General features: G+C 74.3%; 2 protein-coding genes and 1 pseudogene. All 3 read right to left on the minus strand.

The window, feature by feature from the left end; translation table 11 throughout:
* Positions 1 to 3,000 (minus strand): annotated as a pseudogene (locus ACFZCY_RS45190) (type I polyketide synthase); the annotation flags it as partial.
* Positions 3,001 to 3,062: 62 nt separating this feature from the next.
* Positions 3,063 to 14,132, minus strand: a complete 11,070-nt coding sequence (locus ACFZCY_RS45195; protein ID WP_391187628.1) for an SDR family NAD(P)-dependent oxidoreductase — start codon at positions 14,130 to 14,132, stop codon at positions 3,063 to 3,065.
* Between the two features lie 74 nt (positions 14,133 to 14,206).
* The gene (locus ACFZCY_RS45200) at positions 14,207 to 17,629 is read right to left on the minus strand and encodes an SDR family NAD(P)-dependent oxidoreductase (protein ID WP_391187630.1); all 3,423 of its coding nucleotides are present in this window, start codon (positions 17,627 to 17,629) and stop codon (positions 14,207 to 14,209) included.
* Positions 17,630 to 17,632: the final 3 nt, after the last annotated feature.

The following is a 17,632-nucleotide window of genomic DNA, read 5'->3' on the forward strand; positions in this document are numbered from 1 at the left end:
CAACCGCTCAGCCAGAACACCACGCCCAACCCCCACCACATCCAGCACCCAACGCTCCACCACCGCACCACCCCCACCCAACGCCGCCACCAGGGAATCGGTCTCGCCCGGTGTGGCGCCGGGGGGCGTGACCAGCAGCCAGCGTCCGGACGGCGCGCCGGTGCCGGCGGCCTCCAGGGCGGTCCAGGCGACGCGGTAGCGCCAGGCGGCGGACACGGCGGTGGCCGGGCTCTCGGCACTGCGCCCACCGACGGTGGTCCGCAGCCAGAACCGGTCACGGCGGAAGGGATAGACGGGCAGAGGCACACGACGGGCGCCGGTGCCTTCGAAGAACGGGTCCCAGTCGCCCCGGACGCCGTGGGCGAACGCGGCGCCCGCCGAGGCACGGAAGCGGACCAGGCCACCGGAGTCACGGTGGAGGGTGGGCAGCGCGGTGGCGTGCACGCCCTCGTCCTCGGCCACCTCGTCGATCGCGGAGCCGAGCAGAGGGTGCGGGCCCAGCTCGATGAAGGTGCGGTGTCCCTGGCGCAGCAATGCGCGCACTGTGGACGCGAACTCCACCGGTTCGCGCATGTTGCGGTACCAGTACGCGGCGTCCAGGGCCTCGGGGTCGTGGGCTCCGGCGGTGACGGTGGAGAAGAACGGCAGCCGGGCGGTGGTCGGCCGGACTCCGGCGAGCGCCGCGAGGAGTTCGGTGCGGAACTGTTCCACCTGCGGTGAGTGGCCGGCGAAGTCGACACCGGCGATGGGCCAGCGCAGCACCCCGTCCGCGGAGAGCCGATCGCCGAACTCCTCCAGCGCCTGAACGTCGCCGGCGACCGTGACCGAAGCGGGGCCGTTGACGGCGGCGATGGATATCCGTTGGTTCCAGGGCTCCAGCAGCTCGCGGGCCCGGTCGGCCGGGGCCATCACGGAGAGCATGCCGCCGTTGCCGGCCAGCCGCCCCCACAGCCTGCTGCGCTCGGCGATCACCCGAGCCGCGTCGTCGAGGGTGAGGGCGCCGGCCGCGTAGGCCGCGGCGACCTCGCCCTGGGAGTGCCCGACGACGGCGGCGGGCCGCACGCCGTGGGCCTCCCACAGTGCGGCGAGGGAGACCATCATGGTGAACAGCGCCGGCTGGGCCACGTCCGCCCGGTCGATCGGCGGGGCGTCCGGCGCCCCGCGCAGCACATCGAGTACCGACCAGTCGAGGTGGGGAGCGAGCGCCCGGGCGCACTCTTCCGCCTTGGCACGGAAGACCGGGGCCGAGGCCAGCAGTTCGGCGCCCATGCCGGCCCACTGGGATCCCTGCCCCGGGAAGACGAAGACGGGGGGCCGGTCACTGCCCGCCTCGCCGACGACAACGTCGGCGTCCCTCCGGCCCTCCGCGAGCGCGGTCAGCCGGGCGATCAGTTCCTCGCGGTCGTCGGCGAGGACCGAGGCCCGGTGCGTCAGCGCGGCGCGACCGGTGGCCGCGGAGTAGGCGGCGTCGGCGGGGGCGATCTCCTCGTGTGCCGTCAGGTGTTGGGCGAGCCGGCGCGCCTGGTCGCGCAGGGCCTCCCCGTCGGCGGCGGACAGGGGGAGGACGGTGGCCCGGAGGGCGGCGGACTCCACGGGAGCGTCCGGGCCGGCGGCCGGCTCCTCGGCCGGGGCGACCGGCGCCTGCTCCAGGACGACATGGGCGTTGGTGCCGCTCACGCCGAATGACGAGACCGCGGCGCGGCGCGTGTGGTCGGCCTGCTCGGGCCAGGGCCGCGTGTCGGTCAGCAGCTCCACGGCGCCCTCGCCCCAGGGGACCTTCGACGAGGGCGCGTCGACATGGAGGGTGCGCGGCAGCATGCCGTGCCGAAGCGCCTCGACCATCTTGATCACACCGGCCACACCGGCAGCCGCCTGCGTATGACCGATGTTGGACTTCACCGTCCCCAGCCACAGCGGATCGCCCGACCGCTCACGCCCGTACGTGGCCATCAGCGCACCGGCCTCGATCGGATCGCCCAGCGGCGTCCCCGTCCCATGCGCCTCGACGACGTCCACGTCGCCCGGGGCCAGACCGGCATCGGCCAGCGCCTCACGAATGACCCTCTGCTGCGCCGGGCCGCTGGGCGCCGTCAAACCGTTGCTGGCACCGTCCTGATTGACGGCGGTGCCCCGCACCACCGCCAGCACTTCGTGGCCGTGACGGCGGGCATCCGAGAGCCGTTCGACCAGCAGCATGCCGGCGCCCTCGGCGGGGCCGAAGCCGTCGGCGGTCTCGGCGAACGCTTTGCAGCGGCCATCGGGAGCGAGCCCGCGCTGCCGGGAGAACTGAACGAAGACGGCGGGGTCGGCGATGACCGTGGCACCGCCGGCCAGCGCGAGATCGCACTCGCCCCGGCGCAGCGACTGCACCGCCAGGTGCAGCGCCACCAGCGACGACGAGCACGCCGTATCGATCGTCAGCGCCGGGCCCTCCAGACCCAGGACATAGGCGACCCGGCCCGCGGTGAAGCTGACGATTCCGGCCAGGAGCTGGGCCTCCAGGTCGGCATCGACCCCTGCCACGCCCTTCTGGTAGCCGCTCTCCCACGCCCCGGCGAACACACCGGTGCGGCTGCCCGCCAGCGAGCGGGGATCGACGCCGGCCCGCTCCAGCGCCTCCCAGGACGTCTCCAGCAGCAACCGCTGCTGGGGGTCCATGGCGAGCGCCTCGTTGGGGGAGATCCCGAACACGGCGGGGTCGAACTGGTCGATCCCGTGGACGAAGCCGCCCTCACGGCAGTATGTGGTGCCCGCCCGGTCAGGGTCCGGTGAGTACATCGCCGCCACGTCCCAGCCGCGGTCGGCCGGGGCGGGGCCGACCGCGTCGGTCCCCTCCAGCAGCAGGTCCCACAGATCCTCCGGACCACGGACACCACCGGGCAGCCGGCAGGCCGCCCCGACGATCGCGATCGGCTCACGGGACCGCTCCTCGAGCGTGCGCAGCTGCTCCGTGGCCCGGTGCAGCTCGGCCGTCACACGCTTGAGGTAGGCGCGCAGCTTGTCTTCATTCGCCATGGTGGTACTTCCCTTCGAGGACGGGCGACGGGGTGCCGGGCCGGTGATCACGACGCGCCGTACCGCTCGTCGATGAATGCGAAGATCTCGTCGTCGTCGGCGGTCTCCAGGGCATCGGCGATGTCGTCGGCGGCGCCGGACGCGCCGTCGTGGAGGACACGCCAGCGAGTGGCCAGGGCCTCCAGGCGCAGGGCCACCTCGTCGCGGTCATCGGCGGCCGGTGCGACCGCCGCGAGACCTTCGGGGGTGAGGGCGGCCAACGCTCCCTCGATCTGGTCGAGTTGGGCCAGCAGCGGCGCGGTGGGGGTCGGCTCCTCGGGCACCAGCAGGCTGTCGAGGTGCGCGGCCATCGCGGCCGGCGTGGGGTGGTCGAACACCAGGGTGGCGGGAAGCCGGAACCCGATGACCGCACCCAGGCGGTTGCGCAGTTCCACGGCCGTGAGCGAGTCGAATCCGATGTCGCGGAACTGCCGGTCGGACCGCACCTCCGCGGCGGAGCCGTGGCCCAGCACCGCGGCCACATGCTCGCCCACCAGGCTCAGCAACTGGTCGTGACGCTCCTCCGCGGAGAGCCGGGCCAGCCGCTCGGCGAAGGGCTCGCCGGTGGGCTGGGCGGTGTGCGGGTCCGGTGCCCCGGTGCGTAGCCCGTCGGCCGCTACGGGAGCGACGAGGTCCGACAGGAGCGGCGCGGTGATCCCGGTGGCGGACAGTGCGGCCGGGTCGAGCCGCATCGGGATCTGCACCGCCTCGTCCCTCCGCAGCGCGGCGTCGAACAGTGCGGTACCCAGGGCGGCGGACATGGGCGGGAAGCCGCTGCGCGCGAAGCGCCGCTGGAGACCCTTCTGGTCCAGCCCGTCGGCCATCCGGCTGGTGTCGGACCACAGCCCCCAGGCCAACGACACCGACGGGAGGCCCAGGGCCCGCCGCCGGGCGGCGAGGGCGTCGAGCGTGGCATTGGCCGCCGCGTAGTTGCCCTGGGCGGGGCTGCCCAGCAGACCGGCGCTGGAGGAGAAGAGGACGAACGCCGCGAGGTCGAGGTCGCGGGTGAGGGCGTCCAGGTGGACGGCGGCCGCCACCTTGGGTCGCAGCACGGCGTCGATCCGCTCGGGGGTGAGCGTGGGCAGCACGCCGTCATCGAGGACACCGGCACTGTGCACCACCGCCATCAGCGGGCGTTCGGCCGGTATGTCGGCAAGCAGCCGGCGGACGGCGTCGGCGTCGGCGACGTCGCAGGCGACGACGGTGGCCGTGGCGCCCAGCTCCTCGAGTTCGGCGACCAGCTCCGCGGCACCCCGGCCGCCCGGACCGCTGCGCGCGGCGAGCAGCAGATGGCGCACCCCGTGGGCGGTGACCAGGTGGCGGGCGACGCGGCTGCCGATGGTGCCGGTGCCTCCGGTGATGAGCACTGTGCCGTACGGGTGCCAGACGGGCGGCATGGTCAGCACGAGCTTCCCGGTGTGCCGGGCCTGGCTGAGGGTGCGCATGGCGTCCGCGGCCCGGCGCACGTCGTGGGTGACGGCGGGCAGCGGGTGCAGCGCTCCGGCGGCGAACAGCTCCATCAGTTCCCGCAGCAGCCGGCCGAGTTCGTCGGGGCCCGCCTCGTTGAGGTCGAACGCGCGGTACCGGACTCCGGGGTGGTCGGCGCCGACCTGTGCGGGGTCGCGCACGTCGGCCTTCCCCAGCTCCAGGAACCGGCCGCCGGGACCGAGCAGTCCGAGCGAGGCGTCCACGAACTCCTTGGTGAGCGAGTTGAGGACGACGTCGACGCCGGCCGCGCCGTCCACGCCGGCGAAGGCGGCGGCGAAGTCGAGGGTGCGGGAGGAGGAGATGCGCTCGTCGGGGATGCCCATGGTGCGCAGGGCGTCCCACTTGCCGCTGCTCGCGGTGGCGAGCACCTCGGCGCCGAGGTGGCGGGCGATCTGCACCGCGGCCATGCCGACGCCTCCTGCGGCGGCGTGCACCAGCACCTTCTCCCCCGGGCGGAGGTCCGCCAGGGTGACCAGCCCGTAGTAGGCGCTGAGGAACACCGCGGGCACGGACGCCGCCTGGGCGTACGTCCAGCCGTCCGGGATCGGCGCGAGCAGCCGCTGGTCGGCCACGCACACCGGGCCGAAGCCGCCGTTCCACAGGCCCAGCACCCGGTCGCCGGGGGCGATCCCGCTGACGCCGGGGCCGGTCTCGACGACGATGCCGGCACCCTCGGTGCCCATGTCGGCGTCACCCGGGTACATGCCGAGCGCGATCAGGGCGTCGCGGAAGTTCACGCCGGCGGCGCGCACCGCGACGCGCACCTGACCGCGCTCCAGCGGGGCGTCCGCGTCCGGGGCCGGCACCAGCGCCAGGCCGTCGAGGGTGCGGTCGGCGCCGCGGCCCAGCCGCCAAGCGCCCTTGTCCGGCGGGATGAGCGCGTGGTCCGTACCAGCGCCGGACCGCTCCAGCCGGGGCACGTACACCTTCCCGGCGCGTACCGCGGTCTGCGGTTCCCCGGTGGCCAGCGCGACGGCCACGGCCCGGGCAGAGGCCGGGTCGTCGTCCAGGTCCAGCAGAAGGAAGCGGTCGGGCTCCTCGGCCTGCGCGGAGCGCAGCAGACCCCAAGCGGCAGCCGCGGCCGGGTCGTTCACCTCGGCGTCGCCGCGCACGGCGACCGCGCCGCGGGTGGCCACGACCAGGCGGGGGCCGTCGGTGTCCGCCGGGGATGCCAGCCGGCTCTGGACGAGGTCCAGCACCTGGCAGGCGACGGCGTGGGCGTCGGCCGCGACGTCGCCGGTCCCCGCCGGCACGCCGAACACGACGGCGTCCGGGACCGGTTCGCCGGCCACGACCGGCCACGGGGCGTCCGGCCCCAGCACGTCGGGCAGGTGCGCGTCGGCGGCCTCGGCCAAGTCCAGGGCGTCCGGTCCCGCGACCACCCAGCGGGCCGTGGAACCGGTACCGCTGCCGGTCCGTTCCCGCCAGGTGACGTGGAAGAGCGCGTCGGCGCCGACCGGGCGCCCGTCGAGGAGCTGCTCCGGGTCGACCGGCCGCATGAGGAACGAGTCGATCTCGGCGACCATGCGGCCCTCGGCGTCCGCGCACTCGATGCGGACGGCGTCCTCGGCAACGGGCGAGACGCGCACCCGCAGCCGGTCGGCCCCGGTGCGGTACAGCCGGACACCGCGCAGTGCGAAGGGCATCCGGATACGGCCGTCCTGGGGGAAGAAGTCACCCAGGCTCATGGTTTGCAGCGCCGCGTCCAGCAGCGCCGGGTGGAGGCCGAACCGGGCCGCGTCGCCCTGGGCTAGAGGCGGGAGTGCGACCTCGGCATGGATGTCGGGGCCGGCGCGGTGCGCGCTCACCAGTCCGCGGAAGAACGGCCCGTAGTCGTAGCCGAGTTCGGCGAACCGCTCGTAGAAGTCGCCGGTGTCCAGCTGTTCGGCTCCGGGCGGCGGGGCCACCGCCGAGGCGTCCGGCGCGTCGGTGGCCTGCTCCGGGGTGAGCAGGCCCTCGGCGTGCAGGGTCCACCCGGTGGCTCCCTCGGCACGGGCGTGCACCGCGAAGCGGCGGGCGTCATCCGTGCCCGGGGCGCCGACGTTCAGCCGCAGCCGGACGCCGCCGGACCCGGGCAGCACCAGGGGCGCGGCCAGGGTGAGTTCGTCGATCCGGCCGGTGCGGGCCTGGCGGCCGGCCCACAGCGCGAGGTCGGTGAACGCCGCGCCGGGCAGCAGCGTCGCCCCCATCAGCGCGTGGTCGGCCAGCCAGGGGGTGGCGTCGGTGGAGAGGCGCGCGGTGTACATCTGGTCGCCCGGTCCCGGCAGTTCGATGGCTCCGCCGAGCAGCGGGTGGTCGGTGGCGTCCAGTCCGAGGGAGACGGGGTCGTCGCCGCGACTGGTGGGGCTGTACCAGTACCGCTCGCGTTGGAACGGGTAGGTGGGCAGGTCCACCGGGCGCGAGTCGGGGCCGAATATGGCCTCGGCGTCGATCTCCACGCCGTGGGTGTAGGCGCGGCAGGCGGCGACGCCGAGCCAGCGCGGTCCGCCCTGGCCACGGCGCAGCGTGCCGAGCACCGCCGCCGAGGAATCGGCGTCGTTGATCGTCTCCTGGAGGGGGACGGCCAGCATGGGGTGCGGGCTGGTCTCCAGGAATACGTCGTGACCGTCGGCGATCAGCGCGCGGGTGGCCTTCTCGAACTCCACCGGGTCGCGCATGTTGCGGTACCAGTAGTCGGCGTTCAGCTCGGCGGTGTCGAGCAGCCCACCGGTGACCGTCGAGTAGAACGGGATGTCGGAGGATGACGGCGCGACGGGGGCGAGCACTTCCCGCAGGTGGTCCTCCAGCGTGTCGACCTGCGGCGAGTGCCCGGCAGTGTCGACGCCGGGGATCGGGCGGGCGCGCACGCCCTCGGAGACGAGCTCGGCGGCCAGCTCCGCCAGGGCGTCCGGGTCGCCGGCGACGGCGCAGTTCTCGGAGCTGTTGACGGCGGCCACGGCGAGCCGGTCGCCCCAGAACTCCAGCCGGGGTCGCAGTTCCCGTTCGGACATGGTCACCGCGACCATGCCGCCCTTGCCCGCCAGCCGCAGCCATGCCTGGCTGCGCAGGGCGACGATGCGCGCCGCGTCGTCCAGCGAGAGGCCACCGGCGACGTGGGCGGCGGCGATCTCGCCCTGGGAGTGGCCGACGACGGCGGCCGGTTCGACGCCCAGCGAACGCCATGTGGCGGCGAGCGAGACCATCATGGTGAACAGCACCGGCTGCACCACGTCGACCCGGTCGAGGCCGGGGGCGTCGGGCTCCCGGTTCAACACGTCCAGCACGGACCAGCCGAGGTAGGGCCGCAGCGCGGCGTCGCAGGCCCGTGCGGTCTCGCGGAAGGCGCTGGAACGCTCGAACAGCCCGTCGCCCATTTCGGCCCACTGCGAGCCCTGGCCGGGGAAGACGAAGACGACCTGGTCGGCGGTGCCCGCGGTGCCCCGCATCACGAGGGGGTGCGGGCGGCCCTCGATGAGGTCGTCGAGCGCCGCGATGAGTTCGTCGAAGTTCTCTCCGACGACGGCGGCCCGCTGCTCGAAGCGGGTGCGGGTGGTGATCAGCGAGTAGCCGACGTCGGCCGGGTGCAGCCCGGGGTGGCCGAGCAGGTCCGCGCGCAGCCGCCGTGCCTGGTCGCGCAGCGCGGCCTCGTTGTGCGCGGACAGCATCAGCGGCACGGTCACCTCGTGCCACCACTCCTCGGACCAGACGTCGCCGTCGGCGGCCTCGTCGGGCCGGAGCGGTTCGGCGCCGGTGGGCTCCGGCGGCTCCTCGACGATGACGTGGACGTTGGTGCCGCTGATGCCGAACGAGGAGATGCCGGCGCGGCGCGTGTGGTCGGCCTGCTCGGGCCAGGGCCGCGTGTCGGTCAGCAGCTCCACGGCGCCCTCGCCCCAGGGGACCTTCGACGAGGGCGCGTCGACATGGAGGGTGCGCGGCAGCATGCCGTGCCGAAGCGCCTCGACCATCTTGATCACACCGGCCACACCGGCAGCCGCCTGCGTATGACCGATGTTGGACTTCAACGATCCCAGCCACAGCGGATCGCCCGACCGCTCACGCCCGTACGTGGCCATCAGCGCGCCGGCCTCGATCGGATCGCCCAGCGGCGTCCCCGTCCCATGCGCCTCGACGACGTCCACGTCGCCCGGGGCCAGACCGGCATCGGCCAGCGCCTCACGGATGACCCTCTGCTGCGCCGGGCCGCTGGGCGCCGTCAAACCGTTGCTGGCACCGTCCTGATTGACGGCGGTGCCCCGCACCACCGCCAGCACCGGACGGCCCTTCTTCCGGGCATCCGACAGCCGCTCGACCAGCAGCATCCCGGCGCCCTCGGCGAGGCCGACGCCGTCGGCGGCCTCGGCGAACGCCTTGCTGCGGCCGTCCGGCGAGACGGCCCGCTGCCGGGCGAACTCCACCAGCATCTCGGGGGTGGACATCACCGTGGCACCGCTGACCAGCGCCATGTCGCACTCGCCCCGGCGCAGCGACTGCACCGCCAGGTGCAGGGCGGCGAGCGAGGCCGAGCAGGCGGTGTCGACGGTGACGGCGGGGCCCTCCAGCCCGAAGACGTAGGAGAGCCGTCCGGACATCACACTGGCGGAGTTGCCGGTGGCGATGTAGCCGTCGAAGGTCTCGTCGCCCTCCTGGAGCAGCGGCACATAGTGCTGCCCGTTGGTGCCGACGAAGACGCCGGTGCGACTGCCGCGCAGCTCCACCGGGTCGACCCCGGCCCGTTCGAAGGACTCCCAGGCGGTCTCCAGGATCAGCCGCTGCTGGGGGTCCATGGCCAGGGCCTCGCGGGGGCTGATGCCGAAGAAGCCGGGGTCGAACTCGGCCGCGTCGTGCAGGAATCCGCCCTCGCGCACATACGTGTGGTGTCCGGGCGAGTCGGGGTCGGGGTCGTAGAGGGCGTCGTTGTCCCACCCCCGGTCGGTGGGGAAGGGAGTGATGGCGTCGACCTCGCCGGTGAGCAGTTCCCATAGCTCCTCCGGCGACCGGACCCCGCCGGGCAGCCGGCAGGCCATGCTCACGATGGCGACGGGTTCGTCGGCCGGCACCGGGACCACGGGGCCGGTCTGGGCGTCGGTGTCCCCGCGGCCCAGGAGTTCCTCGCCGAGGTGGCGGGCGAGCACGGCCGGGTTGGAGTGGTCGAAGACCAGGGAGGCGGGCAGGCTGAGGCCGGTGGCGGCGCTGAGCCGGTCGCGCAGTTCGAGGGCGGTCAGCGAGTCGAATCCCAGGTCGCGGAAGGCGCGGGCGCTGTTCACCGCCTCGCCGGAGGTCTGCCCGAGGACCGCGGCGGCGTGGGTGCGGACCAGCCGCAGCAGGGTGACGTGCCGCTTGCGGCCGGACTGTGCGGTCAGCTCACGGACGAGTTCGGAGGTGGCCACGTCGCCGGTCGCCGCGGTGTGTTCGGCCGCGCGCAGCCGCCGTACCTCGGGAATGTCTTCGAACAGCACGGCCGGGCGCACCGAGGTGTAGGAGGCGGCGAAGCGCTTCCACCGGATGTCGGCGACCGCACCGCAGGTGCCGCCGCGCTCCAGCATGCGGCGCAGGGACCGCACCGCCGCGTCCGGGTCGAGGGGGGCCAGGCCGCGCCGGTTGAGGAACTCCTCGTCGGCTCCGCCGGCGCGCGTGCCGCCCGTCCAGGGGCTCCAGGCCACGGAGACGGCGGGCACGCCCGCGGCGCGGGCCTGTTCGGCGAGCGCGTCGAGGTGAGCCGTGGCGGCCGCGTAGCAGCCCTGTGACGCGCCGCCCCACACACCGGACACCGAGGAGAACAGCACCAGCGCGTCGAGTCCGGCGGCGGGTGCCAAATCCACCAGGTGCGCGGCGGCCGCGGTCTTGGCGGCGACGGCGGTGGCGATGTCGCCGGGCGTGGTGTCGTTCAAGGGCGCCAACGGCACCAGCGGCGGGGCGTGCACGACGAGGGTGGGCGAATGCTCGTCGAGCAGACCGGTCAGCACGGCGCGGTCGGTGACGTCGCAGCGGACGGGGAGGACGGCGGCCTCGGTGAGCCCGGCGGCCGCGACGGCCTCCGCGTCGATGTCCGGCCCGGCCAGCACCACGCGATCCGCGCCGTCCTCCAGGAAGGAGCGGATCAGCCGTCCGGGCACCATGGTGAGGTCGCCGGCGACGACGACCGTGCCCCGGGCGCGCCAGGACGGTGGGGCGGAGTCGACGGGATCCGGGAGGACGCGGCGGCCGAAGACGCCCGCGGCCCTGATGGCCATCTGGTCCTCGGTGCCGGGCTCGGCGAGAACCCCGGCGAGACGGTCGAAGACCCGGGCGTTGGGCCGCTCGGGCAGGTCGATGAGGCCGCCCCACAGTTCGGGCAGCTCCAGCGCCGCCACCCGGCCCAGGCCCCACAGTTGGGCCCCGGCGGTGCACGGCACCTCGTCGGGGGCCGTGGCGACCGCGCCGTGGGTGACGGTCCACAGCGGTGCGGTGCCACCGACGCCGGCCAGGGCCTGGAGCAGGGCGAGGGTGGCGGCGACCCCGGTGGGCACGGCGGGATGGTCGGGGTGCCCGTCGGTGCACAGGCCGAGCAGCGAGATCATCCCGGTGACCGCGGTGTCGCCGTTGGTGACCGGTGCGAGGAGACCGTGCAGTTCGGCAACGGTGGTTCGGGCCGGGTCGACGGTGACGCGGCGGACCGTCCCGCCGAAGGAGGTGATGGCCTCTTCCACGGTGTCGGCGAGGTCGGCGTGCTGTTCCCCCGTGGGCACGATCAGCAGCCGCAGGCCGGGGCGCCAGCCGCCGTTGGCGGAACGCAGCCCCTTCCAGGCGACGTGGTAGCCGAGCCGGTCGCCCGGCTCCGGGGTGGGCACGCCGCTGTCGGCGGTCTCCGGCCGGTCCGGCCGGGCGGAGCCGACCCAGTAGCGTTCGCGCTGGAAGGCGTAGGTGGGCAGGTCCACCCGGCGGGCTCCGGGGTGGAGCGTGGCCAGATCCACCGGCACACCGGCGACCTGGGCTTCCGCGGCGGAGGTGAGAAAGCGCCGCAGCCCGCCCTCGTCACGCCGAAGCGAGCCGACGGCCGGTGCGGTGGTGCCGTCGCCCTCCAGGGTCTGGCGGACGCCGACGGTGAGGACGGGGTGCGCGGAGCACTCCACGAATGCGTCGATGCCGTCGGCGAGCATGGCACGGACGGTCGGTTCGAACCTCACGGGGAGCCGTAGGTTGCGGTACCAGTAGCCGGCGTCGAGCCCGGTCGTGTCCAGGAGTGCCGCGTCGACGGTGGAGTAGAAGGGCACGGTGCCGGCCCGGGGCCGGACCGAGGCCAGGACGCTGGCGAGCTCCTCCCGGATGCTCTCGACGTAGTGGGAGTGGGAGGCGTAGTCGACATCGATCCGGCGGACCCGGGTGCCCTCGGACTCCAGTGTGCGCAGCAGCGCCTCCAGTGCGCCGGGTTCTCCGCAGACGACGGTGGACTGGGGGCCGTTGACTGCGGCGATCTCGACACTGCCGGCACCAGCGGCGTCGGCGAGCCGCGTCTCGACCTCGGCCGAGGGCAGCGCCACCGACGCCATCCCGCCCCGGCCCGCCAGTTCGCGGGCGATGACCTGGGAGCGCAGTGCCACGATCCTGGCGCCGTCGTCCAGGGAGAGCGCACCCGCCACACAGGCCGCGGCGATCTCGCCCTGGGAGTGGCCGATGACGGCGGCGGGTTCGACGCCGAGCGAACGCCACAGCGCGGCGAGCCCCACCATCACCGCGAACGTGGCCGGCTGGACGACGTCGACGCGGTCGAGGCCGGGTGCACCGGGTGCACCGCGCAGGACGTCGGCCAGGGACCAGTCCACGTACGGTGCGAGCGCGGCCTGGCAGCGCTCCACCTCTGCGGCGAAGGCCGGAGCCGTGTCCAGCAGTTCGGCGCCCATGCCGGCCCACTGAGAGCCCTGGCCGGGGAAGACGAAGGCGACGCGGCGGGCGTCCGCCGCGGTCCCGGTGACGGCGTCGGGGGTGGTCTCGCCGGCGGCCAGGGCGGCGAGGGCGTCCATGGGGGCGCCGTGGTCACCGAGCAGCACGGCGCGGTGGGTGAGGGCGGCGCGCTCGGCGGCAAGCGCGTGGCCGATGTCGACGGGAGAGGCATCGGGGAGCTGCCGCAGGTGCGCGCGCAGGCGGCCGGCCTGGGCGCGCAGGGCAGGGATGGACTCGGCGGACAGCGGCCAGACCACGGTGGACGGCGTCGTGGGAGCGTCGCCGGCCGCCGGCTCGGCGGGCGGTTCCTCCAGGATGACGTGGGCGTTGGTGCCGCTGACGCCGAAGGCGGAGACCGCCGCCCGGCGCGGACCCTCCGCCTGCCGCTCCCACGACCGTCCCTCGGTGAGCAACTCCACGGCACCGGCGTCCCAGTCGACCTTCGACGAAGGGGCGTCCACGTGCAAAGTGCGTGGCAGCGTGCCATGCCGCATCGCCTGCACCATCTTGATCACACCGCCCACACCGGCAGCGGCCTGACTGTGCCCGATATTGGACTTCAACGACCCCAACCACAACGGACCCCGGCCCGCACCCCGATCACGCCCATACGTCGCCATCAACGCACCGGCCTCGATCGGATCACCCAACGGCGTCCCCGTCCCATGCGCCTCCACCACATCGACCTCACCCGCGGCCACACCGGCATCGGCCAGCGCCTCACGAATGACCCTCCGCTGCGCCGGACCGCTGGGCGCCGTCAAACCATTGCTCGCACCGTCCTGATTGACCGCACTACCCCGCACCACCGCCAGCACCCGATGGCCACGACGACGGGCGTCGGAGAGACGCTCCACCAGCAGCACACCCACACCCTCGGCCCAAGCCGTGCCATCCGCACCCTCGGCAAACGCCTTGCACCGCCCATCCGACGCCAGCCCACGCTGCCGGGAGAACTCCACGAACACCGTCGGCGTCGCCAGCACCGTCACACCACCGGCCAGCGCCAGATCACACTCACCCCGCCGCAACGACTGCACCGCCAGGTGCAACGCCACCAACGACGACGAACACGCCGTGTCCACGGTCACGGCAGGTCCGTTGAGGCCCAGGGAGTAGGCCACCCGCCCGGATGCGACGCTGCCCGCGGTGCCGAGGCCGAGCTGTCCGCTGGGGTCGGCGGCCGTTCCGACCTGATGACTGCCGTAGTCGTGGTACATCACGCCGGTGAAGACTCCGGTGCGGGAGCCACGCAGCGCGTCCGGCACGATCCCGGCCCGCTCCAACGCCTCCCACGACGTCTCCAGCAACAGCCGCTGCTGCGGATCCATCGCCGCCGCCTCACGCGGCGACACACCGAAGAACTCCGCGTCGAAATCACCCGCCTCGTACAGGAAACCGCCCTCACGCACATAGCTCTTGCCCGGGACCCCCTGCTCCGGGTCGTAGAGCCCCTCGGTGCCCCAGCCACGGTCGGCGGGGAAGGACGAGATCGCGTCCGTACCGGCGTCCACCAGGTCCCACAGATCCTCCGGCGACGCCACCCCACCCGGATAACGGCAGGCCATACCGACGATCGCGATCGGCTCCCGACTCGCCGACTCGACCTCGCGCAGCCGCTCGCGCGTGCTGTGCAGGTCGGCCATCGCACGCCGGAGGTACTCCCGCAGCTTCTCCTCGTTCGTGGCGGACATGGTTCTCCTCTGCGTCATGTCATGGGTCAAGGGGTGGCAAGCGGTTCAGTCGCCGGCGCACGACGCTGTCCGGCTCACTGGAAATCGCTGTCGAGCAGGTCGAACAAGTCGTCGTCGGAGGCCGATCGAAGGCGGTCGATCACTACTTCACCGGAGCCGCGGGCGTCACCGGCACCCTCGCCGGGATGCTCGGGGGCGCCGGCGGTGAGCGTGGCCAGCAGACCGCGCAGTCGGCGCGCGGCGTCGGCGCGGGCATCGCCGTCGTCGGTCGCGGCGAGGTTGCGCTCCAGCAGGCCGAGAGCTTCGGTCAGGCCCTCGGGACCGGCCGGTTGGCCCGCAGCCGGGCTGCCGTCCCCTGTGCGGCCGGCCGCCTCCAGGTCGGCGAGCAACAGCTCGGCAAGGGCCAGAGGGGTGGGGTGGTCGAACACCAGTGTCGCGGGCAGTCGCAGGCCGGTGCGCGCGTTGAGCCGGTTGCGGAGGTCGACGGCGGTGAGGGAGTCGAATCCGGCGTCCTTGAGGGAGCGGCGGGCGCCCACCGCAGCGGGGTCCTCGTGTCCCAGCACTGCCGCGACTTCGGTACGCACCAGGTCCAGCAGAAGGGCCAGGCGCTCGGGTGCGGAGCGGGTCGCGAGCCGGTCCGCCAATGCCGCGGCCGGGACGGCGTGTTCGGCGGTCCGGGAGCCGGCGTCGGCAGGCGCCCCGGGACCGGGCGGGCTTCCGGCATCGGCGGGGACACCGGCGAGATCGCGCAGCACCTCCGGCGGGTCGGTGGCGAGGGCCGCGTCGCGCAGCGCGGGCAGGTCCAGCCGTACCGGGAGCAGCGCGGCCTCGGGCCGGGCCAGCGCCCGGTCGAACAGCTCCAGCGCGTCCCTGGGGGCGAGCGGGGCGACACCGGAGCGCCGGATGCGTGTGGCGTCCACGCCCGCCAGCTCGGTGGCCATGCCCGCACCGGACCACCAGCCCCAGCCGAGCGACAGCGCGGGGTGGCCGGCGGCCCGCCGTCGGGATGCCAGCGCGTCCAGGAACGCGTTGGCCGCGGCATACCCGGCCTGGCCGGCGCTGCCCAGAGCCGCCGAGACAGAGGAGAACAACACCAGGGGTATGGAGCCGAGTTCACGGGTCAGCTCGTCCAGGTGCACCGCGGCGTCCGCCTTGGGTCGCAGCACAGCGCCGATCCGCTCGGTCGTCTGGGCGGTGAGCACACCGTCGTCGAGCACGCCGGCGGTGTGCACCACACAGGTCAGGGGGTGTTCGGCGGGGAGGCCGTCGAGCAGCCCGCGCAGGGCGTCGCGGTCGGCGACATCGCAGGCCCGGACGGCGACCTCGGCGCCCAGGGCGGTGAGGTTCGCGGCCAGGCCGGCGGCGCCGGGCGCGTCCGGGCCGCGCCTGCTGACGAGCAGAAGCCGCCGTGCCTTGTGCCGCTCGACGAGATGCCGGGCGGTCTCCGCGGCGAGTGCTCCGGTGCCTCCGGTGATCAGCACGGTCCCGTTGGGATCCAGTGCCTCGCCCGGCTCCCCGGCGCCGGTGGCCTCGATGTCGGCCACTGGTACGAGGCGGGGGACGGCAGCACGTCCGTCGCGCACGGCGGTCTGCGCGATACCCGTGGCCGGCAGCCCGGCCAGGGTGTGCAGCGACGCCTTGGTGCCGTCGATGTCGACCAGGCTGAAGCGGCCCGGCTGTTCGGTCTGGGCGACCCGGACCAGCCCCCAGGCGGCGGCGCCCGCCGGATCGGCCGCCCCGCCCTCCGGGCCGGCCGCGCCCCGTGTGAGGACCACGAGCCGCGGGCCATCGGTGCGGGTGTCCGCGGTGCGGTCGCTGCCTGCCAGTGGGGCCCGTACGGCTTCGAGGACCCGGCGCACCGCGGCGCGCACGTCGTCGAGGAGACCATCGGGGGACGTGGAGCCGTCCGCGGTGGTCAAGTCGAGGAGGAGCACCTCGGCGTCCTGGCCGGCCTCCGGCGGCAGCGGCTCATCGGGGGACAGCACACGGGCATGGGCGTCGACACCGGCGGCGCGCAGCCCGGACGCGGTGGCTTCGGCCGCCGGCCCGACGACGGCCCAGCGCGCGGCGTTCGCGGCCGGCACCCGCCCAGGGAAAGGCACCCAGTCCAAGCGGTACAGGGGGGCGGCAGGCCCGGCCGGAAGCCGGTCCGCGGCGATGCGGCGCAACGCCAGGGAGCGGGCAGCGAGCACCGGCTCACCCTCGCGGTTCACCGCGGCGACGGACACCGCGCCGTCGTCCGTGGCGGCCAGCCGCACCCGGAGGGCGTGTCCGCCGGCGCCGTAGCGCTGAACTTCGCTCCAGGAGAACGGCAGCAGGCCGTGTCCGCCGTCGCCCAACGGGTCGAGCAGCGCGATGGGGTGGAGGGCCGCGTCGAGCAGGGCAGGATGCACTCCGTAACCGTCGGCGGAGTGCGCGTCCGGCAGCTGCACGTCGGCGAACAGCTCGTCGCCGCGTCGCCATGCCGCGCGCAACCCGCGGAAGGCGCCTTCGTAGCGCACTCCGGCCGCGGCGAAGAGCCGGTACTGACCGGCGATGTCGAGGGGCTCGGCGTCGGCGGGCGGCCAGGCACCGGTCAGTGCGGCGAAGGCGTCGGTGTCGGCGCGGTCGACATCGTGGGCGTGGTCGTCCGGCGCCGTCGGGCCGGTGTGGTCGGCGGCCGGGGCGAGCAGGCCGCAGGCGTGCCGGGTCCAGTCGCCGTCGGCCTCCGCCGCGACGTGCGGGGAGGAGGCGAGGGGTTCGGGGCGGGAGTGAAGTGTCACCTCCCGGGCACCGCCGGGGCCGGAGCCGGGAGCGGACACGACGACCCGTATCTGCAGTGGAGCGTCCGCGGCCCAGGACAACGGGGTCTCGAAGATCAGCTCGCTGACGCGGGGCAGCCCGATACGGCTTCCCACCTGCAGCACCGTCTCCAGCAGGGCGGCCCCGGGAACGACGCCGCGGTCCCACACCAGGTGGTCGGCGAGCCAGGGCAGATCGGCGGCAGAGATCCGGCCGGTCCACACCTCGGTGCCGGTGTCGGGGAGTTCCACGGCGGCGCCGAGCAACGGGTGCTCCACCTCGCGCTGCCCTGCCGCCGCCACCCCGCCGGTGGTGGGCCGGGGCGGGGCCGCCAGCCAGTAGCGGGTGCGTTGGAAGGGGTAGGTGGGCAGGTCGACACGTCGGGCGGACGGCAGTGGAGGGTTCGGCGATACCGGTAGGCCACGGGTGTGGAGGGTGGCCAGTGCGGTGGTGAACGTCTCCGCCGCCGGACGATCACGGCGCATCACCGGCACGAACGCCAGATCACCCCCGTCCCCGTCCTCTTCCAGACACTCACCCGCCATCACCGACAACACCGCATGCGGACCCACCTCCACAAACGTATCCACACCCAACGCCCGCGCCGCCCGCACACCATCCGCAAAACGCACCCCCTCACGCGCATGCCGCACCCAATACTCCACACACCCCAACTCCCCCGGACCAGCCACCGCCCCCGTCACATTCGACACCACCGG

This window comes from Streptomyces sp. NPDC007983 (genome assembly GCF_042958345.1).
Taxonomy (GTDB): Bacteria; Actinomycetota; Actinomycetes; order Streptomycetales; family Streptomycetaceae; genus Streptomyces.

Excerpts from the sequence above, each read along its gene's own strand:
- ACFZCY_RS45195 (WP_391187628.1), bottom strand. The coding sequence starts at position 14,132 with ATGTCCGCCACGAACGAGGAGAAGCTGCGGGAGTACCTCCGGCGTGCG.